A 19,589-nucleotide genomic window follows, 5' to 3' on the forward strand; every position below is an offset into this window, starting at 1 on the left:
TTTTGAATTTTCTTTTTATAAGGGTTCGAACACGGTCCATGTTACAAACCTGTTACAAAATGCCCGTAATTCTCCGTCGATGACAATATTATTCTTATCTATCACATTTTTATGTACTTATCTAGGCTTTCAGAAAATATTCTTGTATTTTTGTCAGTCAGCAACCTTATTATTAGAATAAACCAAACACTCGTATGAAAACATTCACCCATCTTTTGTGCGTCCTGATTTTATCAATTGCGCTGTTTGCTTGTAACAATGCTCACTTTCTCAAAGAAGAAGCCTACCGGAATCAAGTGATTCAAGACTTTGAACTGAAAAAACAGGCACTCCCTCATGGAGATTTATTTGCGATCTTTGCCGATTCTGTTTTGTCGGTCTACGAGCGTGAAGCATTGATGTTTCTCTATGCTTATATGCCAATCGGAGATGTGACGGACTATTCGGGAGATTATTATCTGGAAAATGTACGGCTGTCGAAGCAGACGCGTGGCGAGATGCCTTGGGGAAAAGAGATTCCCGATGAAGTGTTCCGTCATTTTGTTCTGCCGATCCGGGTGAATAACGAGAATCTGGACGATTCCCGTCGTGTGTTTTATGGCGAGCTGAAAGACAGGGTGAAGGGGCTGCCGATGAAAGAGGCTATATTAGAGGTGAATCACTGGTGTCATGAGAAAGTAGTCTATCGTCCGAGTGATGCGCGTACCAGCTCACCATTAGCGTCAGTCAAGACGGCTTATGGGCGTTGTGGTGAAGAGTCTACATTTGCGGTGGCTGCTCTCCGGTCGGTTGGTATTCCGGCACGTCAGGTGTATACGCCTCGTTGGGCGCATACGGATGATAATCATGCTTGGGTGGAAGCATGGGCGGACGGACATTGGTATTTTTTCGGTGCCTGTGAGCCGGAGCCGGTTTTGAATCTGGGATGGTTCAATGCTCCTGCCAGTCGGGGAATGTTGATGCATACGAAGGTCTTCGGGCGTTATAACGGTCCGGAGGAAATGATGCTAGAAACGCTGAATTATACGGAAATCAATGTAACGGAGAATTATGCTCCGACTGCAAAAGCATCGGTGACGGTGAGAGATAAGAATGGACAACCTGTTGCCGGAGCAAGAGTGGATTTTAAAGTATATAACTATGCGGAGTTTTATACAGTTGCTACTAAATACACTGATACCAATGGTCAAGTATCATTAACAGCCGGTAAGGGAGATATGCTGGTATGGGCTTCCGATAAGGGAACATTCGGCTTTTCCAAGCTATCTTTCGACAAGCAACCGGAATTGACATTGACACTTGATAAAAAGGAAGGAGATATTTTTGAAGAAGATATTGATATCGTTCCTCCCGTTGAGAATCCTATTTTGCCGGAAGTAACGCCGGAGCAACGGGCAGAGAATGATCGGAGAATGATGCAGGAGGATTCGATTCGTAATGCTTATGTCGCTACTTTCCCAACTGCGGAACAAGCTGATTCCATTGTATCCTGTTTGAAAGGAAAATTAAGTTCGTTTGCCGGGAAGGCACTGGCTTCTTTCTTGTTGGATTCAAGAGGGAATCATGATGTATTGGTTCGTTTTCTGAATGAGGCAGATCGGCAGGGAAAATTGATGAAAGGTGCGGCTTTATTGTCCATACTTACTAAAAAAGATCTTCGTGATGTGCGTTATGAAGTGTTGATCGATCATTTGTTGAATACGAAAGATGTTGATACCTATTTGTATGACTGTGTTATACCGCCCTTTCACTGCATGGATGCTTCGACTGAATATGTTTATGACATTCTTGCTCCCCGTGCTTCAACGGAGGCATTGACACCTTATAAATCTTTCTTTCAGTCTAAGTTCTCTGAAGCGGAAATGGATACTTTCCGGACTCGCCCGCAAGCTTTAGTTGAATGGGTGAACCGTAATATTACGATTGATGAAGAAAATAACTTCCAGCGTATCCCTATTTCTCCGGAAGGGGTTTGGCGTGCGAAGGTGGCGGATTCATATTCACGGGATCTGTTTTTCGTAGCATTGGCGCGTAGTATGAATATCGGTGCTGATATAAGGAGTACAGACGGGCGTGTAAGATATGTAAGTTGGCCTGAAAACAGGTGGGGAAGCGAATTCATGGAGGTTGATTTCGATAAACAAGAAGCAGTGGAGGCATCCAGGGGGATTTATCATTTTTATGAAGGTGATAAGGCAATTGCTCGTGATGATAAGAGAGTTAAGTATTATAGCAAGTTTACCATTTCCAGGTTGCGGGAGGGCAGACCGGAATTGATTAGTTATGAAGAACAAGATCCCAGATTGAGAAATATGGGGGTATTGGATGCCGGATATTACTTGTTGGTTACCGGTACGAGACTTGCCGATGGAGGTGTGTTGGCGAGAATTTCTTCTTTTGTATTGCCTGCACAGAAAGATGAATTCAAACCTGTAGCGACAAAAGTACCCTATCATTTGCGTGAATCCGGAGAAAAGGTTGCTGTTATCGGTAATTTCAATTCCGAATCGCTTTTTACGCCGGTGGAACGAATAGGAGAGAAAGTGATGCCTTTGGCACGACAAAGTATTTTGCAAACCTGTGGACGTGGTTATTTTGTAGTGGCTGTTCTCGGAGCAGGGCAGGAGCCTACCAATCATGCGTTAAAAGACATAGCCGCTCTGGGCAATGACTTCGAACAGTGGGGACGCAAAATGGTCTTTCTTTTTCCTTCGGAAGAACAATACAAGAAATTTAATGCTGCCGAATTCAAGGGACTTCCGTCTACTATTACTTACGGTATTGATACTGATGATAGCATTCGGAAAGGAATTGTGCAGGCTATGAATTTGAATAACTCCATTCTGCCAGTCTTTATTATTGCCGACACATTCAATAGGGTAGTCTTTGTCTCTCAAGGATATACGATCGGTTTAGGTGAGCAATTGATGAAAGTAGTACATGGATTATAAGAAAAAATCAGTATGAATAATCGTTAATTATTGCTCTTGATGTGCTTTTTTCGAAAAAGAATGATTACGTTTGCAGCAAATTATGACTAAGTATATTTTTTGCATATTAGCATGCGCATTTCTAGTGTTGGGACTTAGCAATGTTTCCGATAAAGAATTGCAGGGATTTCAGAAAGAAACTGAAATCTCATCTAATCGTATGCAATATACGGCAGAGTCATCTTGTCGCATCTCTTCTGCCGACCTCAATAAGTCAAGTAAAGTATCGCATTCGCAGTTTGTTGACGAGACATCTAATTGTAAAGTCAGTGACTGTATTTTTGATAATATCTCTTTTCCGAGAAGCATTGTTCCTTTCAAGAACTTGAAGTTCAATACAAATACTGTGATTATACAGATATTGAGCTCTCTGAATGTTCTGCTTCCGGAAAACCGTTTGGGTCATACCGATCTTGATGTCAATTACACTAAATATTCGTGTAAGTACTACGTCTACACATTGGCGCATATTCTCATTTAGACAATATTCTTTTCTTTTGGTTGGGTGAGGTGTGTCTTATTCTGATACCTCTCTGCCACTCTTTCCTTTATTTTTATTATTATCTATTTTATTCATGTCAACATGGAAAACAAAGAATGTATTTCCTATGACTTGGAACAAAAGACGGGTATTGATGTGTCTTATTGCTACCAGTGTGGCAAATGTACGGCCGGATGTGTGTTATCAGAGGAGATGGATTATGCTCCCAGCTATATTCTCCGGTTGTTACAGACAAAAAATGCTCAAAATGACCGTCGCGTGTTAAGTTCCAACGCCATTTGGATTTGCTTGAATTGCGAAAACTGTATTGCCCGGTGTCCCAAAGAAATAAACATTCCTGAAGTGATGGACTACCTGCGTGAGAAATCCCGGAAAGAAGGATGCATAAGTAAAGAGTCACGCCCTGTTGTAGCTTTCCATTCCGCTTTTCTCGAATCAGTGAAAAGAACAGGAAGACTCTACGAAGTGGGATTGGTTGCAGGTTTTAAAGCCCGCACTTTACGTCTGACACAGGATTTGAATGTGGCTCCTGTTATGTTCGTCAAAGGGAAGCTCAACCTCCTTCCGGAACGGGTAAAAGATGAGAATAAGATCAAAAAGATATTTGCACAAACCATTGAAAAGACTCAAAAGTAGCTATGAGAATCGGTTTCTATCCGGGATGTTCGCTAAACGGAACTTCTCGTGAATATAATGAATCAGTCAAAGCACTGGCACAGGCGATGGGACTCGAACTAATCGAGTTGAAAGACTGGAACTGTTGCGGTGCAACGGCTGCTCACTCCATGAGCAAACAATTGTCTCTTGCCTTACCTACCCGCGTGTTGGCTTTGGCAGAACAACAGGGATTTCAAGAAATCGTTGTCCCCTGCGCTTCCTGTTACAATCGTTTGAGTGTTGCTCAATACGAATTAATGCACAATGAAGCATTGAAGGATGAAATACTGACTACAGTTGGAATGCGCTACCTCGGTAATGTGAAAATATTGAATGTCATCCAGATGATAGAGAAATATATGCTGGATGCATTAAAAGAGAAGATAGTACGTCCTTTTGCTCATCAAGTGGCTTGTTACTATGGCTGCTTGCTGGTGCGTCCCCATAAAATATTAAACTTCGACCGTTTGGAAGATCCGCAAAGCATGGACAAAATCATGTCTCTGATTGGTGCCACTCCTATTGACTGGGCTTTCAAAACGGAGTGTTGCGGTGCGGGCTTGTCCGTTTCTCGCACAGACCTTGTAGGACGTCTCTCGGGAAATATACTGAAAGATGCTGATGACCGGGGAGCGGAAGCCGTGATTGTGGCTTGTCCGATGTGTCATTCTAATTTGGATATGCGTCGCCCTGCTATCAACCACTATCTGGCAAAACCTGTTACCATACCGGTTCTTTATATCACACAGGCTATCGGACTGGCTGTCGGACTGGCTCCCAAGGAATTGGGACTGGGACGTCATTTTGTAGCTGTAAATTTGAAGGAGGCGGAAGTATGTCTAAAATAGGAGTTTTTATCTGCCATTGTGGTGAAAATATCAGTGCAACTGTCGACTGCGAAAAAGTGGCCGAGGCGGCAAAAGAAATGGAAGGCGTTGCCTATGCCATCGATTATAAATATATGTGTTCCGATCCGGGACAGACATTGATTAAGAACGCCATTAAAGAATATGGATTGGATGGCGTTGTCGTTGCTGCCTGTTCTCCGCGAATGCATGAACCTACCTTTCGGAGAGCATGTGCGGAAGCCGGATTGAATCCTTATCTATGCGAGATAGCTAATATTCGTGAGCATTGCTCTTGGGTACATGAGAAAGGGGAGGCAACTACCCGTAAGGCTGTCGATATTGTCAAAAGTCTGGTTGAAAAGGTAAAGCGGAATCATCCTTTGGTTCCCATTCAGGTTCCTATCACTAAAAAAGCACTGGTGATTGGGGGAGGAATTGCCGGAATTCAGGCAAGTCTGGACATCGCCAATTGCGGACATCAGGTCATTCTGGTAGAGAAAGAACCGTCCATCGGCGGACACATGTCACAGCTTTCGGAAACTTTTCCTACATTAGACTGTTCGCAGTGTATTCTTACTCCCCGAATGGTGGAAGTAGCGCAGCATCCGAATATCACTCTTTATACGTATGCCGAACTGGAGCATGTGGAAGGCTTTATCGGTAATTTTAAAGCCAGTATACGCCTGAAAGCGAAGAGCATTGATGAGAAATTATGTACCGGTTGCGGACTTTGTACGACTAAATGTCCCAACAAAAAGATACCGAGCGAATTTAATGCCGGTTTGGGAATGCGTACAGCTATTTATGTTCCTTTTCCGCAAGCAGTGCCCAATAAACCGGTGATTGATAAAGAACATTGTACCCATTATCGCAATGGTAAATGTGGAGTCTGTGAAAAGCTATGTCCTACGGGGGCTATCCGTTTCGGACAAGAGGACCGTATTATCACCGAAGAAGTCGGAGCGATTGTAGTAACTACAGGATTCAATGTGTTGAATACAGACTTTTTCCCCGAATATGGATATGGAAAATACAAAGATGTCATTACCGGATTGCAGTTTGAGCGTCTGGCATCGGCTTCCGGTCCTACATTCGGAGAGATTCGCCGTCCGTCTGACGGACAGATTCCTCAAAAGATTGTATTTGTAGCCTGTGCCGGTTCCCGCGATCCGGCCAAAGGAATTCCTTATTGCTCTAAGATATGCTGTATGTACACAGCCAAACATGCGATGCTTTATCAGCATAAGGTACATGGTGGCGAATCGTACGTGTTCTACATGGATATTCGTGCCGGAGGAAAGAACTATGAAGAATTTGTGCGCCGTGCCATTGAAGAGGATGGAGTGAATTACGTCCGTGGTCGCGTCGCCCGTATATATGAGAAGAACGGTAAATTGATTGTTAAAGGAGTAGACACCCTGTTGGGAGCATCACCTGTCGAGATAGAAGCTGACATGGTAGTGCTTGCCACAGCGGGAGTTGCCAACAAGGGAGCGGAAGAACTGGCGCAGAAGATGCACATTTCTTATGACCCTTATCAGTTCTTTGCCGAATCTCACCCCAAACTGAAACCGGTGGAAACGAATACAGCCGGAATCTATCTGGCAGGAGCCTGTCAGGCGCCGAAAGATATTCCCGAAACAGTGGGAATGGCTTCGGGAGCCGCTGTGAAAGTAGCAGGATTGTTTTCACAGGCAAATCTGGTTCGCGAGCCGTTGATAGCCGTTGTCAATCGTACTGCTCCTCCGTTATTCAGTACTTGCGTAGGATGTTTCATGTGTCAGACAGCTTGTCCTTATCAGGCTATCGAACGTGAAGAAATAAAAGACAGGAATGGAAATGTAATAAAGACCGTAGCTAAAGTAAATCCCGGACTTTGTCAGGGTTGTGGTACTTGTGTTGCTTTCTGCCGTTCCAAATCTATTGATATACAAGGATATTCCAATGAACAGGTCTATGCCGAAGTGATGGCATTGCTGAACCATTAAAAAGAGAGTAAGCTATGAACGAAAATAAGATCGAGAATAATCAGGAATTTGAACCGCGCATTGTAGCTTTTGTCTGTAATTGGTGCACGTATGCCGGGGCAGACCTGACAGGTACGAGCAGGTTGAAGTATGCGACTAATGTAGAAATTGTCCGCTTCCCCTGTACAGGAAGAATTGACTTTATGTTACTGTTGAAAGCCTTTGCCGGAGGTGCTGATGGAATTATCGTTTCTGGTTGTCATCCGAATGACTGTCATTATACATCCGGAAACTTCCACGCACGTCGTCGTTGGATTGTATTCCGCGGACTGCTCGACTTCCTGGGTATTGATGTACGTCGTATCCGTTATTCATGGGTGTCGGCGGCAGAGGGAGCCAAGTGGGCTGATCTGGTGAATGAGACAGTTGCCGGAATCCGTGAACTGGGACCTTATCTGGAGTATCAGAAAGCTTCGGACTATTTGGAAAAGGAGGCTATCTATGAGTAAACTGATAGAAAAAGCAGTTGCTTTGTTACAAGAAGGAGAAGTGAATCTTGTGATAGGCTATGAAGAAGGAAATCATGGAACACGTCCTCTCTTTTGCCGGCAGGCAGAAAATGCCGACAGACTGATACTGGACGACCGTTGCACGAATAATATCGCAGTTTATCTGACAAAACGGGAATTAACAGGAACAGGCAAAGTGGCTATAACAGCTACGGTTCCGGCATTACGGACGATTGTTCAATTGGCATTCGAAAACCAGTTGAAAGAAGATAATCTTCTGGTATTGACCGTTGACGGACATGGAGAAGTTATCCAGTTTAAAGGATTCGATGAAATAAAAACATATCTGGCAGACTTTCCCTTGACTATTAGTGAGGAGAATCTCCAACTGATTGATCGTCTGAAAAAGATGAGTCGTGAAGAGCGGTGGAAATATTGGATGGAGGAAATGTCGAAATGTATCAAATGTTATGCTTGCCGGGCTGCCTGTCCGTTGTGTTATTGCAGTCGGTGTATTGTGGAGGTCAATTGTCCGCAGTGGGTACAACCCTGGTCTGCTCCGCTGACAAATATGGAGTGGCAGATTAACCGCGTGATGCACATGGCAGGACGTTGTATCGGTTGTGGCGCTTGTAAACAAGCTTGTCCGGTGGGTATTCCTCTTCATTTGATGACACAAAGTATGATGGAAGACATTCAGGGCGAGTTCGGGGTTGCTCCCGGAGCTATCAATCCTGCGGGAAATGTACTTTCTACCTTCAAGGCAGAAGATAAAGAGAACTTTATACATTAAAAGAAAGTAATGGAAAATCTACATATCAGTAAAAGCAGTCTGCAAGAATGGTTTCACCAGATGGTGAAAAAGGAAATGCATATTTTTGCTCCTGTGCGTTCAGGAGATAAAGTAGACTTCAAAAGAGTGACTTCTTACGATGAGGTAGCGACGGACTATGTGCAGACTACCCAGTCGGCTAAACGCTTTGTGTTCCCGAAAACAGAAGTGCTGTTCTCTTATCAGAAAGACGGGAAAGAAGCTACTTTGCAGGAAGCGGATATTAATGTAATTCCTGAAACGATTCTCTGGAAAATCCGTCCTTGTGATGCAGCAGGGTTTGCACCCCTTTCCGGTATTTTTAATTGGGATTATAAAGATAAACTATACAATGCCCGGCGGGAGAAAATGACATTAATCAGCTTCAGTTGTGCACAATGCGATGAATCATGTTTCTGTACTTCCGTTCACGGGGGGCCCGGTAATACTGTCGGCAGTGATATTCAGATTACGGAGTTGCCGGATCAGAGTGCATTGGTGGAAGTCTTGACAGCAAAAGGCAAAGCATTGGTTAAATTCTTTGTGAAAGAATATACACCTGCCGAAGAAATAGATAAGGAACAATATCTGGCATCCGTTCCCACCCGTTTCAATGTTGATAATGTACGTGAGAAGTTGGCGGGAGCATTCGACAGTCCTGTTTGGAAACAACAGTCCGAACGCTGTTTGGGATGTGGCGCATGCGCTTATGTTTGTCCAACTTGTGCCTGTTTTGATATTCAGGAAGATGCCAAAGGTTCGTCCGGTCATCGTGTCCGTTGTTGGGATTCTTGCGGCTTTTCGCTATTTACCCTCCATACATCCGGACATAATCCGCGTCCGACGCAGAGCGCCCGTTGGCGTCAGCGCATTTTGCATAAGTTCTCCTATATGCCTGAACGGATACAGGAAACCGGTTGTACCGGATGCGGACGTTGTTCGCGTGCCTGCCCGGTAGATATGAATATACTTGAACACTTAATATCGATATCAAGCCATGAATGAGCAGTCGAATATATATCTTCCGCACCTGATGGTGATTGAGAAGATAACCCATGAAGCTCCGGGAGTGAAGACTTTCCGGTTAAGATTTAAAGACGAGAAGGAAGGAGAAGCCTTTCACTTCAAAGCCGGACAGTTCGGTGAATACTCTGCGTTTGGTGAAGGAGAGTCAACTTTCTGTATTGCTTCGTCGCCTACTCGTAAAGGATATATCGAGTGTACATTCCGTCAGGCAGGACGGGTGACTACCGGACTTGCCAAACTGGAAGAAGGAGCTACCGTCGGTTTTCGAGGACCTTTCGGAAACACATTTCCGTTGGACGAGTGGAAAGGAAAGAATCTGTTGTTCGTTGCAGGTGGTATAGCACTTCCGCCGATGCGTTGCGTCATCTGGAATGCATTGGACAGGCGGGAAGATTTTAAAGATATAACGATTGTTTACGGAGCCAAGTCTGTTAACGACCTGGTATATAAAGAAGAGCTGAAAGAATGGGAAAACCGTCCGGATGTCAATCTGATAACTACGGTTGATCCCGGGGGGGAGACTCCCGACTGGACAGGAAAAGTCGGTTTTGTACCTTCGGTGCTTGAGGCTGCTGCACCTGCCAGTGCAGATACTGTGGCAATAGTTTGCGGACCTCCGGTGATGATAAAGTTCACTTTTCCTGTATTGGAGAAGTTAGGCTTTGCCGATGAGAATATTTATACCACCCTGGAGAACCGGATGAAATGTGGTGTTGGAAAATGTGGACGGTGTAATGTCGGGAAGTTGTATGTCTGCAAAGACGGTCCCGTATTTACCAAAGCCCAGTTGAATGATATACCTCCTGAATACTAATGATAGGGTATTCAAGGATTAAAATATTGTGTTTTCCGTTGTGAAACGGGAGTTACGTCGTATAAAAGCAAGGATATATACCGAAGTGATTTCAGGCAAATAATATCCGCCGATTGTTTTTATATGGTGATGAGGAATGCCCAATGGGATTAACTTTCATATGTGTCTAAATTTTATAATGGTTTCACCATTGGGCGCCTCTTCTTTATTTTGAATATGATTGTACAACCTAATTTTTATATTACTATGATTCATTTATTACTGTCTACTCTTGCGATGATGGGGCTTACTTTCCTCATCGGTTTTTTTGTCGCTGCGGTCATTAAGTTGATTGCCTATGCGGCTGATTCATTTGACTTTTATAGTTCCCACCGTTTGGAGCTACTCCGGTTACGACGCTGGCGGCAGCATCGGCAGAAGGTGGAAAGATTAGTCCGGCAGATACCTATTGCAGATGAAGATGCTTTAGGTGATTCTCGTGAAGACTACAGTAAGGGGATTGACAGGAACTTCACCGGTTACGCTGGCTATTATCATGGCGTGAGTCCGGGAGCTTCGGAAAATAATTTAATGAATTACTATTATTCACAGGATACTCGTGAATTCTTTCTGCGGGAAGAAGAGCAGGCACATGTCAATAAGAAGAACTCAAAGAAACTTACTAACAACAAACAATAAAAGGAAACTAATTTATGGAAAATATAGATTTTGCTACCTTATTTCAAGGTATTGGTACAATGATGGCAAGCGGATGGGTACTTGCTTCTGCAAGAGTTTTTCTGGCACTGCTCGGTCTGTTGCTGATCTATTTAGGTTGGAAAGGTATTCTCGAACCTATGGTGATGATCCCTATGGGACTGGGAATGGTAGCTATCAACTGCGGAACACTGATGATGCCCGACGGCACACTGGGTAACCTCTTTCTTGATCCGATGCTTTCAGATACGGATCAATTAATGAATACCATGCAGATAGATTTCCTGCAACCTGTTTACACTCTGACGTTTAGTAATGGACTCATAGCCTGCTTTGTCTTTATGGGTATCGGGGCGCTTTTGGATGTTGGATTCCTGCTTCAGAAACCATTTGCAAGTATATTTCTTGCTCTGTGTGCAGAACTGGGCACTTTCCTGACAGTCCCTATTGCTTCCGCTCTCGGCCTGACTCTCAAAGAAAGTGCATCAGTGGCTATGGTAGGTGGAGCAGACGGACCGATGGTATTGTTTACTTCACTGGCATTGGCAAAGCATTTGTTTGTGCCTATTACGGTGGTTGCCTATCTTTATTTAGGATTGACTTATGGAGGCTATCCTTACCTTGTGAAGCTGCTGGTTCCCAAACGTTTCCGTGCTATTAAGATGGTGACAAAGAAAGCTCCGAAGAATTACGATGCCAAAGTGAAACTGGCTTTCTCTGCTGTTCTTTGTGCTATTCTCTGTTTCTTATTCCCGGTAGCTTCTCCTTTGTTCTTCTCTTTGTTTCTGGGGGTTGCTGTTCGTGAGTCGGGTATGAAACATATTTATGATTTTGTGAGTGGTCCGCTGCTTTATGGATCGACTTTTATGTTGGGCGTGTTGCTGGGTGTACTTTGTGATGCACATCTGCTGCTCGATCCGAAGATATTGAAACTATTAGTATTAGGCATTGTAGCATTATTACTTTCCGGTATCGGAGGAATAATCGGAGGATATATCATGTATATTATTAAACGGGGTAATTACAATCCGGTCATCGGTATTGCGGCTGTTAGCTGTGTGCCGACTACCGCAAAGGTTGCACAAAAGATTGTAAGCAAAGATAATCCGGACTCATTCGTCTTGGGAGATGCCTTGGGAGCTAATATCTCGGGAGTAATTACTTCGGCTATTATTACAGGTATTTATATTACGGTGATTCCTTATTTATAAATAAAGGTATAGCGGTTTTTCTTGATACTGCTGGTGGTAATGCAAAATAGAAATGGTGAACAAAAGGCTTAAAAACTGTATGTTCGCCATTTCTTAGTATATAGTAGAGAGGCGATAACTTACATTCCTTTATATAAAGCCTCCACTGTTTCTTTGACTCTTCGCACGGAAGTCACATTTCGTTCGTACTCGTTGATATGTACTGTTCCTCCCATTGAGACAACTTCATTTCTGAATTTCATTTCACTTTGAATACTTTCGCGTGCCGAGAAATGAAACTCATTGATTCCGGTTCCTGCCGCAATCCATGCAATATTATTTTCATTTACTCCACAGCCGGCAAGTAGCGTAATTCTTCCCGCAGCCAGTCCTTGCAATTCTTTTAAAAGACCGATACCTTGTTCAGCCGTAGGTTGCTGCCCGGAAGTCAGAATACGGTTGCATCCCAGCTCTATGATCTCCTCCAGTGCCTTTTGAGGATTACGACATACGTCAAATGCCCGGTGGAAGGTGACTGACAGCCCTTTAGAGGCTTCCATTAGAATCTGCATTGATGTCAAGTCTACTTCGCCGTCTGCTGTCAGGCAACCGAATACGACTCCGTCTGCCCCCAATCTCCGTGCGATTTCGATGTCTTTCAGCATTGTTCTGATTTCTATATCCGAATAAAGAAAATCTCCTCCACGTGGCCGGATAATAACATGCAGGCGGGTATGAGTCAGTACTTCTCTTGCAATGGCTATTTCACCATAGGAAGGGGTTGTCCCGCCTTCCGGTATTCCGGCACATAATTCCACGCGGTTGGCACCACCTTCCTGTGCAGCCAGGCAGCTTTCCACTGAATTCGTACAAATCTCAATTTGAAACTTTTCCATAGTCGTATACTAAAAAAGGGCGAATTTCTTCGCCCTTATATGAATCTTCTTTTGAATGGTTTCTTTATTTAGCGAAACTAACCGCACGTGTTTCACGAATGACGGTAATCTTCACTTGTCCCGGATAAGTCATTTCATCCTGGATCTTCTTAGCGATTTCGCCTGACAGGCTTTCTGTCTGCTTGTCGTCAATCTTATCCGCACCAACGATAACGCGGAGTTCGCGCCCTGCCTGGATAGCATAAGTCTTTGTTACACCCGGATAAGCCATAGCCAGTTGTTCGAGATCGTTCAGACGCTTGATGTAAGCCTCTACGATTTCGCGGCGTGCACCCGGACGTGCACCGGAGATGGCGTCACATACCTGTACGATAGGAGCCAGCAAGCTGGTCATTTCCGTTTCGTCGTGGTGAGCACCGATAGCGTTGCAAATATCCGGTTTTTCTTTGTACTTCTCGGCAAGTTTCATACCCAGCAATGCGTGCGGCAATTCCGGTTCTTCATCAGGCACTTTACCGATATCATGCAGCAAACCTGCACGTTTCGCTTTCTTCGGGTTCAATCCCAGTTCAGATGCCATCACAGCACAAAGATTGGCTGTTTCACGTGCATGCTGCAACAAGTTCTGACCATAAGAAGAACGATATTTCATCTTACCGATGATACGGATCAATTCAGGATGCAGACCGTGGATACCCAAGTCGATGGTTGTACGTTTACCGGTTTCGATAATTTCTTCTTCCACCTGTTTGCGAACTTTAGCCACCACTTCCTCGATACGAGCCGGATGGATACGTCCGTCGGTCACAAGCTGATGCAGTGCCAAACGGGCAATTTCACGGCGAACCGGGTCGAAGGCAGAAAGAACGATAGCTTCCGGAGTGTCGTCAACAACGATTTCAACGCCGGTAGCAGCTTCCAAAGCACGGATGTTACGTCCTTCACGTCCGATAATACGTCCTTTGATTTCATCTGATTCAATATGGAATACCGTAACAGAGTTTTCGATGGCAGTTTCCGTAGCTACCCGTTGGATAGACTGGATAACGATACGTTTCGCTTCTTTGCTGGCAGTTAACTTAGCATCATCCATAATGTCATTAATGAATGATTGTGCCTGCGTTTTAGCTTCTTCTTTCAGTGATTCTACCAGGCGTTCTTTGGCCTCTTCGGCAGACAATCCGGAGATTGCTTCCAGTTTATCGATTTCCTGCTGTTGCAGTTTATCGAGTTCATCTTTTTTCTTATCAACAATGACAAGTTGCGCTTCCAGGTTCTCTTTTACCGCTTCGGCTTCCATCTTTTTGCGTTGGATTTCTTCCTGACGCTGGCTAAGAACCATTTCGCGTTGTTTCAGTTTGTTTTCCGCTTGCTGAATCTTCTGATTCCGCAATGCTACCTCTTTTTCAAGATCTGCTTTTTTATTCAGGAATTTCTCCTTCACTTCCAGCAGCTTGTTTTTCTTAATTACTTCCGCTTCTGTCTCTGCTTCTTTCAGGACATTATCGTATTTGGATTTCAGTACATACCGGAATAGTATATATGAAAGGATTCCTCCTACGATGAAGCAAGCAATTGCTGTTGCTATTATTGCTATCATTCTACATTTAATTTAAGTATATAAATAAAAACGCACCGCCAAATATCAAAGCATGTATCTTTGCTTGGATATTGTGCAGTGCGTGGTTGTTTTATCTCTTATCAGTGAATAGCCGGTCGGGATTTATTCCTCCTTAAAATAATCCTCCAGCAATTCTGTCAGTTCTTTTACCTTCTCCACATAGGGGCTGGTATCATTACGTTGCATCAATTGCAGTCTCTCTAACGAGAACTGATAGGCTACCATGGCAATAATTTTCTCCGGTTCCAGGTTCTTATAAACCTCCCGGTACTTATTAAGCCTGACATTTACCTGCTTGGCAGCTTCCCGTACCATTTGTTCTTCCTCACGGTTGATGGTTAACGGATAGTTTGAATCTGCTATCTGCAGGTTTATCTTTATTTTATCGTTCATACATCTTCTTCTTATTCATTCAACAAAGCGATGCATTTATCGACTTCACGCACTAATTTTGACAATCGCAGCTTCGTCTCTTTTACGTCGCTGCCGTTAAGGCTGATTGCCGTAGCTGTTTTTAGGTTTGTATAGCTGACTTCCAATTCATCGTATTGAGCTTGTACCTTCTCGTTTTTTAGCTTTTCATTATCGAGAAGCTTTTTCAATTCGGCATTTTCACGCTTTAGTTCATCGTGCAAATAAATCAAATGCCGGAGTTGCGTTTCAAAGGAATTCAATAACTTTTTTTCTTCTTCTGTCATCACTACACCAAAATTGTACACAAAAATACGATTAACTCTGATATTACAAAAACTTTTTATGAGAAAATGTTCTTTTTAGCCTAAATTAGCCATGAACGGAGGGGAAAGTAGAGTATTGCATAGGAAGTAAGTGATGACTGCTTTTATAATATAAGGTATATATGAAAGGGGTTTCAATCCTTTCATATTCTGTTTTCAGCCTTTCCATATTTTGTTCCTTCTCTCTATTTACAGCTCAAACCGGCTCTTTTAATAGCATTTTGAACAATTTTTGTCCTTTATTGATTTGTCATTTTCCTTCTTTACTGATAAATACCAGTATGTTTGCGTACCGAACTAACGGACTCGTATTATAAACATAAATATTTGTATTATCTAACCATGAAAAAGTATTATTTACTATCTCTTGTGGCAGCTTCTTTGATGGGAGCAACTTGTATTCAATGTACTTCTCCGAAACAAAAAGGTGGTGAGAATGCTCTTCCGCAGAAGAGCGAATTGTTTGCAAATTTACCGGATTGTTGTCCGACACCGGACGGAATGGCTATCGCTCCTAATGGAGATTTGATTCTGGCCTGTCCGAATTTTGCAGATATCACACAGCCTGCTTGTCTGATGCGCATCACCAAAAATGGCGAGATTACGAAATGGATGGATGTTCCGGTATTGGAAGAAACCGGCTGGGCTTCTCCGATGGGGATTGCCTTTAATGAAGAGGGTGATCTGTTTATTTGCGACAATCAAGGTTGGAGTGGAGCAGAGAAAGCACAGAATAAAGGACGTGTTCTTCGTCTGAAGTTTGAAAACGACCAATTAAAAGAAACAATCACTGTGGCATCCGGTATGGAGCATCCTAACGGTCTGCGTATCCGCAACGGGAAACTGTACGTCACCCAGAGTTCATTATCGCAGATAAAAGATCCTTCGGGATTGTTGGTCAGCGGGGTATATTGCTTTGATATGAATGACCGTGATGTGGCAGTGACTAATACATTAGAAGATAAAAACCTTATTACTACCGTTATCACAAAGAACCCAGAAGTACAATACGGACTGGATGGAATTGTTTTCAACGAAGCGGGCGACCTCTTTGTAGGAAACTTCGGTGACGGCGCTGTTCACCGCATAAAGATGGATGTGGAAGGGAATGTATTTACTAATGACGTATGGGCAAAAGATACCACCCAGTTGCGTACCACGGACGGAATGTGTATAGACGATAAAGGTAATATCTGGGTAGCGGATTTCTCGGCGAATGCAGTTGCACGCATTGATAAAGACGGAAAAATTCAGCGTATTGCTCAAAGCCCTGACTGCGACGGAAGTGACGGAGGTCTGGATCAGCCGGGCGAACCTATCGTATGGAACGGACAAGTGATTGTGTCCTGCTTCGATTTGGTGACCGGACCGGATAAGGTAAACAGGAAACATGACAAGCCTTTCACATTGGCTAAGTTGTCTTTGGAATAAATAAACAACCCCGAACTACTATTATAAACCTAAAAACACATTATCAATTATATGAAACAATATCTATCGACCTTTGCCGGCTCTGCCATCTGTGGCGGATTTGCTTTTGGCATTTGGCCGGAACTTTGGAAGACATACGGTCTGATGGGAGGCTGGTTGGCGGCCACACTGATTATCGGCATTATGTGGTATATGAACCATTATCATGGAGCTATTCTGAATCCTCCGGGAAAAATATGGCTGGATCAGGGCTGGTGTATCGGCTCTGCCGGAATTGCCTGGGAATTGTCCGCTTTCAAGGCGATATCACCAACTTCTTTTATGCAGTACCTACCTTAATCTGTTGTCTGATAGGAGGTATGTGATTAAAAACGATTTTTGAATGAAAATTATGGATGGAGAAGATATTTGGAGACAAGTGATTCAGTTTGTTGAGGAAGAACGGTGGGGTGGTGAATTTACTCGTGAGACTGATCTTGCAAGAGATTTGAAACTTCAGGGAGATGATGCTTATGAATTTATCTCTTTGTTTAGTCGGATATTTAATGTAAATGTTGAAAAGTTTGTTTTTGAAGAGTATTTTTATCCTGAAGGGGATTGGATACTTCCTAAATTATTAGATTTAATTTTGGGACGAAAGGAAAAAGTCAAAAAAAGAATAACACTTGGAGATTTGGAAAGAGCTGTGAAAGAAGGAAAACTGGTCTGATTTCTGAAAAATAAGAATAAGTATGAAAACGTCAATGAAGAACAAAAGGTAGTATGAATAGTCGTGAAAACTTATAAGATTATCTGATATGAGATTTTAATTGTGACAGGATGTTGCGGTTAAAATCAGGAGATAAGCCGCAAATTTTGCGGCTTATTCTGCACTTGAATGATTAATCTCCGATAAAAATTCTATTTTTGCATATTCATAAATCAAGAGAAGAATATGTTGAAAATATTAGTAACCTACGCCGTCCAAGGCGAATTTGTAGAGATTAAATGGCCGGATGTAGAACCTTATTACATTCGTACAGGTATTGGAAAAGTAAAATCAGCTTTTCATCTGGCAGAAGCAATCTGCCAGGTACAACCAGACTTAGTACTCAATATCGGAAGTGCCGGAACAGTCAACCATCAAGTAGGAGATATCTTTGTCTGCCGCAAGTTCGTAGACCGTGATATGCAGAAAATGAAAGAGTTCGGATTGGAGTGTGAGATTGATTCATCGGCCTTGCTCGAAGAAAAAGGTTATTGCGAGCACTGGACAGAAGAAGGAATCTGTAACACGGGAGATGGCTTTCTTACAGAATTGACTCACGTTAGCGGAGATGTCGTAGACATGGAAGCCTATGCACAGGCATTCGTTTGCCGTTCAAAAGAAATTCCGTTTATTTCCGTGAAATATGTGACTGACATTATTGGTCATAACTCCGTGAAACATTGGGAAGATAAACTTGCCGATGCACGACAGGGACTATCGCATTACTTTAATGTCTTGAAAGAAAGAATATGATAAGTGACCCCTGCGGCAATCAGTCCCAGGAGAATCTTTACCCATATCAAAGGAATCAGGAAGAAAATGCAGTAAAGCATAGTTCCCCACATCAACACGAGCGAGATTACTTTGGCTCGGAGAGGGATCGCCTTGTTTTCGCGGTAATTGCGGATATAAGGACCGAAGTGCCGATGATTGAGGAGCCAGTTATATAATCGGGGGGACCCTTTGAAATAAAGGGCGGCGGTGAGTAACAGAAAAGGGGTAGTAGGCAGTAGCGGCAGAAAGATGCCGAGAATGCCGAGTGCAAGAGAGATACTACCTAAAACAATATACAGAGTTTTCATGCGGCAAAGATAGTGCAAAAAAAGGGAAAAAATAACACTCTTTGCTGGATGAAAACTCTATTTTGTATTACCTTTGCCGTTGCATCGAGGTGACATTAGATGCGTGTAACTATTAAAATACATACACCCATGTTTACAGTAATCAAACGCATGGAGATCTCGGCTTCTCATAAGCTGGTACTCCCGTATCGCAGTAAATGCGCCAGTTTACACGGTCACAACTGGATTATCACCGTCTATTGCCGTTCCATGCGGCTCAACTCCGAAGGAATGGTGGTAGATTTCACCCGTATCAAAGAAGTGGTCATGGAAAAACTCGACCATCAAAATCTGAATGAAGTACTTCCGTTCAATCCCACAGCAGAGAATATCGCCCGGTGGGTGTGCAAACAGCTTCCTCAATGCTATAAGGTAGAGGTGCAGGAATCGGAAGGAAACATAGTCATCTATGAGAAAGATTCCGCCAGCGCAGAGGGACAAGAGTAGCAAATTAAACAAGTATGACGATGAGAAAGATTAATGAAATCTTTTACAGTTTGCAGGGCGAAGGTTACCACACCGGAACTCCGGCCATCTTCGTGCGTTTCTCCGGCTGCAACCTGAAATGTGACTTTTGCGACACACAACACGAAGAAGGAACAATGATGACTGATGAAGAAATTATCACCAAAGTGAAAAAATATCCTGCCGTTACCGTTGTCCTCACAGGTGGCGAACCTTCCTTATGGATAGACGACCAATTGATCGACCTTTTGCACCAAGCTGGTAAATATGTGACCATCGAAACCAACGGTACACACCCCTTACCGGCATCTATCGACTGGGTGACCTGCTCACCCAAACAAGGGGCAAAACTGGCAATCGACCGGATGAATGAAGTGAAAGTTGTCTATGAAGGACAAGATATAAGTATTTTTGAACTACTTCCTGCCGAACATTTTTTCCTCCAGCCTTGTTCTTGTAATAACACTGCTTTGACAGTGGACTGTGTAATGCGACATCCCAAATGGAGACTCAGCCTGCAAACACACAAATTAATCGACATCCGTTGAGCAAAATAGACG

General features: G+C 43.4%; 21 protein-coding genes and 1 pseudogene. 17 read left to right on the plus strand and 5 right to left on the minus strand.

All coding sequences use genetic code 11. The annotated features are described in order from the left end of the window. Positions 1-194: 194 nt before the first annotated feature. The 11 genes from Bovatus_RS22785 to Bovatus_RS22835 all read left to right on the plus strand — a co-directional run bounded on the left by Bovatus_RS22785 (position 195) and on the right by Bovatus_RS22835 (position 12,031). A complete protein-coding gene (locus Bovatus_RS22785) occupies positions 195-2,951 on the plus strand; it encodes a transglutaminase domain-containing protein (protein WP_004301916.1) in 2,757 nt (918 codons plus the stop codon). Between the two features lie 82 nt (positions 2,952-3,033). Beyond that, on the plus strand, positions 3,034-3,471 hold the full coding sequence (locus tag Bovatus_RS22790; protein WP_004301917.1) for a hypothetical protein: 438 nt from the start codon (positions 3,034-3,036) through the stop codon (positions 3,469-3,471). A gap of 102 nt (positions 3,472-3,573) precedes the next feature. Further along, on the plus strand, positions 3,574-4,128 hold the full coding sequence (locus tag Bovatus_RS22795) for a 4Fe-4S dicluster domain-containing protein (RefSeq protein WP_004301919.1): 555 nt from the start codon (positions 3,574-3,576) through the stop codon (positions 4,126-4,128). 2 nt (positions 4,129-4,130) lie between these two features. After that, positions 4,131-4,997, plus strand: coding sequence for a CoB--CoM heterodisulfide reductase iron-sulfur subunit B family protein (locus tag Bovatus_RS22800; protein WP_004301920.1), 867 nt, complete (start codon positions 4,131-4,133; stop codon positions 4,995-4,997). After that, on the plus strand, positions 4,985-6,985 hold the full coding sequence (locus Bovatus_RS22805; protein WP_004301921.1) for a CoB--CoM heterodisulfide reductase iron-sulfur subunit A family protein: 2,001 nt from the start codon (positions 4,985-4,987) through the stop codon (positions 6,983-6,985). Before Bovatus_RS22800 ends, Bovatus_RS22805 begins: the two co-directional genes overlap by 13 nt. 14 nt (positions 6,986-6,999) lie before the next feature. Then, entirely contained in the window at positions 7,000-7,473 is a 474-nt protein-coding gene (locus Bovatus_RS22810) for a hydrogenase iron-sulfur subunit (RefSeq protein ID WP_004301922.1), read from the plus strand. Continuing rightward, positions 7,466-8,266, plus strand: coding sequence for a 4Fe-4S binding protein (locus tag Bovatus_RS22815; protein ID WP_004301923.1), 801 nt, complete (start codon positions 7,466-7,468; stop codon positions 8,264-8,266). The genes Bovatus_RS22810 and Bovatus_RS22815 overlap by 8 nt, the downstream gene beginning before the upstream one ends. Before the next feature lie 9 nt (positions 8,267-8,275). Continuing rightward, a complete protein-coding gene (locus tag Bovatus_RS22820; RefSeq protein WP_004301924.1) occupies positions 8,276-9,289 on the plus strand; it encodes a 4Fe-4S dicluster domain-containing protein in 1,014 nt (337 codons plus the stop codon). Next, on the plus strand, positions 9,282-10,124 hold the full coding sequence (locus Bovatus_RS22825) for an FAD/NAD(P)-binding protein (protein WP_004301925.1): 843 nt from the start codon (positions 9,282-9,284) through the stop codon (positions 10,122-10,124). Before Bovatus_RS22820 ends, Bovatus_RS22825 begins: the two co-directional genes overlap by 8 nt. A 246-nt stretch (positions 10,125-10,370) precedes the next feature. Then, complete coding sequence (locus tag Bovatus_RS22830) at positions 10,371-10,802, plus strand: hypothetical protein (RefSeq protein WP_009000610.1); 432 nt, start codon at positions 10,371-10,373, stop codon at positions 10,800-10,802. A 14-nt stretch (positions 10,803-10,816) separates the two neighbouring features. Further along, positions 10,817-12,031 (plus strand): sodium ion-translocating decarboxylase subunit beta, encoded by a 1,215-nt coding sequence (locus Bovatus_RS22835; protein ID WP_004301928.1) that lies wholly within the window; start codon positions 10,817-10,819, stop codon positions 12,029-12,031. Between the two features lie 119 nt (positions 12,032-12,150). Here Bovatus_RS22835 and Bovatus_RS22840 read toward each other — a convergent pair whose 3' ends face one another. From Bovatus_RS22840 to Bovatus_RS22855, 4 genes are all read right to left on the minus strand, one after another. Further along, entirely contained in the window at positions 12,151-12,906 is a 756-nt protein-coding gene (locus tag Bovatus_RS22840; protein WP_004301929.1) for a copper homeostasis protein CutC, read from the minus strand. Between the two features lie 64 nt (positions 12,907-12,970). After that, positions 12,971-14,506, minus strand: coding sequence for a ribonuclease Y (rny, locus tag Bovatus_RS22845; RefSeq protein WP_004301930.1), 1,536 nt, complete (start codon positions 14,504-14,506; stop codon positions 12,971-12,973). A gap of 123 nt (positions 14,507-14,629) precedes the next feature. After that, positions 14,630-14,920, minus strand: a complete 291-nt coding sequence (locus Bovatus_RS22850) for a cell division protein ZapA (protein ID WP_004301931.1) — start codon at positions 14,918-14,920, stop codon at positions 14,630-14,632. An 11-nt stretch (positions 14,921-14,931) separates the two neighbouring features. Then, positions 14,932-15,225, minus strand: a complete 294-nt coding sequence (locus Bovatus_RS22855) for a hypothetical protein (RefSeq protein WP_004301932.1) — start codon at positions 15,223-15,225, stop codon at positions 14,932-14,934. A gap of 381 nt (positions 15,226-15,606) precedes the next feature. On the opposite strand from Bovatus_RS22855, the gene Bovatus_RS22860 reads away from it, so the two are divergent. From Bovatus_RS22860 to Bovatus_RS22875, 4 genes and pseudogenes are all read left to right on the plus strand, one after another. Beyond that, positions 15,607-16,695, plus strand: coding sequence for an SMP-30/gluconolactonase/LRE family protein (locus Bovatus_RS22860; RefSeq protein ID WP_004301934.1), 1,089 nt, complete (start codon positions 15,607-15,609; stop codon positions 16,693-16,695). Between the two features lie 51 nt (positions 16,696-16,746). Next, positions 16,747-17,060, plus strand: a pseudogene (locus Bovatus_RS22865) (Lin0368 family putative glycerol transporter subunit). A 17-nt stretch (positions 17,061-17,077) separates the two neighbouring features. Further along, on the plus strand, positions 17,078-17,404 hold the full coding sequence (locus Bovatus_RS22870; RefSeq protein WP_004301936.1) for a DUF1493 family protein: 327 nt from the start codon (positions 17,078-17,080) through the stop codon (positions 17,402-17,404). 225 nt (positions 17,405-17,629) lie between these two features. Continuing rightward, the gene (locus Bovatus_RS22875) at positions 17,630-18,196 is read left to right on the plus strand and encodes a 5'-methylthioadenosine/S-adenosylhomocysteine nucleosidase family protein (protein WP_004301937.1); all 567 of its coding nucleotides are present in this window, start codon (positions 17,630-17,632) and stop codon (positions 18,194-18,196) included. Here the strand turns inward: Bovatus_RS22875 and Bovatus_RS22880 are convergent. Then, positions 18,166-18,525, minus strand: coding sequence for a YbaN family protein (locus Bovatus_RS22880; RefSeq protein ID WP_004301938.1), 360 nt, complete (start codon positions 18,523-18,525; stop codon positions 18,166-18,168). The two genes, Bovatus_RS22875 and Bovatus_RS22880, sit on opposite strands and share 31 nt — an antisense overlap. Before the next feature lie 129 nt (positions 18,526-18,654). On the opposite strand from Bovatus_RS22880, the gene Bovatus_RS22885 reads away from it, so the two are divergent. Next, on the plus strand, positions 18,655-19,011 hold the full coding sequence (locus tag Bovatus_RS22885; protein ID WP_009000630.1) for a 6-pyruvoyl trahydropterin synthase family protein: 357 nt from the start codon (positions 18,655-18,657) through the stop codon (positions 19,009-19,011). A 20-nt stretch (positions 19,012-19,031) separates the two neighbouring features. Continuing rightward, a complete protein-coding gene (locus Bovatus_RS22890; protein WP_009000631.1) occupies positions 19,032-19,577 on the plus strand; it encodes a 7-carboxy-7-deazaguanine synthase QueE in 546 nt (181 codons plus the stop codon). Positions 19,578-19,589 lie beyond the last annotated feature (12 nt).

The sequence above is a fragment of the Bacteroides ovatus genome, from assembly GCF_001314995.1.
Lineage (GTDB): Bacteria > Bacteroidota > Bacteroidia > Bacteroidales > Bacteroidaceae > Bacteroides > Bacteroides ovatus.

Bases quoted from the DNA above. Each gene is read 5' to 3' on its own strand.
- Bovatus_RS22785 (WP_004301916.1), top strand. From the start codon at position 195: ATGAAAACATTCACCCATCTTTTGTGCGTCCTGATTTTATCAATTGCG.
- Bovatus_RS22790 (WP_004301917.1), top strand. From the start codon at position 3,034: ATGACTAAGTATATTTTTTGCATATTAGCATGCGCATTTCTAGTGTTG.
- Bovatus_RS22795 (WP_004301919.1), top strand. From the start codon at position 3,574: ATGGAAAACAAAGAATGTATTTCCTATGACTTGGAACAAAAGACGGGT.
- Bovatus_RS22800 (WP_004301920.1), top strand. From the start codon at position 4,131: ATGAGAATCGGTTTCTATCCGGGATGTTCGCTAAACGGAACTTCTCGT.
- Bovatus_RS22805 (WP_004301921.1), top strand. From the start codon at position 4,985: ATGTCTAAAATAGGAGTTTTTATCTGCCATTGTGGTGAAAATATCAGT.
- Bovatus_RS22810 (WP_004301922.1), top strand. From the start codon at position 7,000: ATGAACGAAAATAAGATCGAGAATAATCAGGAATTTGAACCGCGCATT.
- Bovatus_RS22815 (WP_004301923.1), top strand. From the start codon at position 7,466: ATGAGTAAACTGATAGAAAAAGCAGTTGCTTTGTTACAAGAAGGAGAA.
- Bovatus_RS22820 (WP_004301924.1), top strand. From the start codon at position 8,276: ATGGAAAATCTACATATCAGTAAAAGCAGTCTGCAAGAATGGTTTCAC.
- Bovatus_RS22825 (WP_004301925.1), top strand. From the start codon at position 9,282: ATGAATGAGCAGTCGAATATATATCTTCCGCACCTGATGGTGATTGAG.
- Bovatus_RS22830 (WP_009000610.1), top strand. From the start codon at position 10,371: ATGATTCATTTATTACTGTCTACTCTTGCGATGATGGGGCTTACTTTC.
- Bovatus_RS22835 (WP_004301928.1), top strand. From the start codon at position 10,817: ATGGAAAATATAGATTTTGCTACCTTATTTCAAGGTATTGGTACAATG.
- Bovatus_RS22840 (WP_004301929.1), bottom strand. From the start codon at position 12,906: ATGGAAAAGTTTCAAATTGAGATTTGTACGAATTCAGTGGAAAGCTGC.
- rny (WP_004301930.1), bottom strand. From the start codon at position 14,506: ATGATAGCAATAATAGCAACAGCAATTGCTTGCTTCATCGTAGGAGGA.
- Bovatus_RS22850 (WP_004301931.1), bottom strand. From the start codon at position 14,920: ATGAACGATAAAATAAAGATAAACCTGCAGATAGCAGATTCAAACTAT.
- Bovatus_RS22855 (WP_004301932.1), bottom strand. From the start codon at position 15,225: ATGACAGAAGAAGAAAAAAAGTTATTGAATTCCTTTGAAACGCAACTC.
- Bovatus_RS22860 (WP_004301934.1), top strand. From the start codon at position 15,607: ATGAAAAAGTATTATTTACTATCTCTTGTGGCAGCTTCTTTGATGGGA.
- Bovatus_RS22870 (WP_004301936.1), top strand. From the start codon at position 17,078: ATGAAAATTATGGATGGAGAAGATATTTGGAGACAAGTGATTCAGTTT.
- Bovatus_RS22875 (WP_004301937.1), top strand. From the start codon at position 17,630: ATGTTGAAAATATTAGTAACCTACGCCGTCCAAGGCGAATTTGTAGAG.
- Bovatus_RS22880 (WP_004301938.1), bottom strand. From the start codon at position 18,525: ATGAAAACTCTGTATATTGTTTTAGGTAGTATCTCTCTTGCACTCGGC.
- Bovatus_RS22885 (WP_009000630.1), top strand. From the start codon at position 18,655: ATGTTTACAGTAATCAAACGCATGGAGATCTCGGCTTCTCATAAGCTG.
- Bovatus_RS22890 (WP_009000631.1), top strand. From the start codon at position 19,032: ATGAGAAAGATTAATGAAATCTTTTACAGTTTGCAGGGCGAAGGTTAC.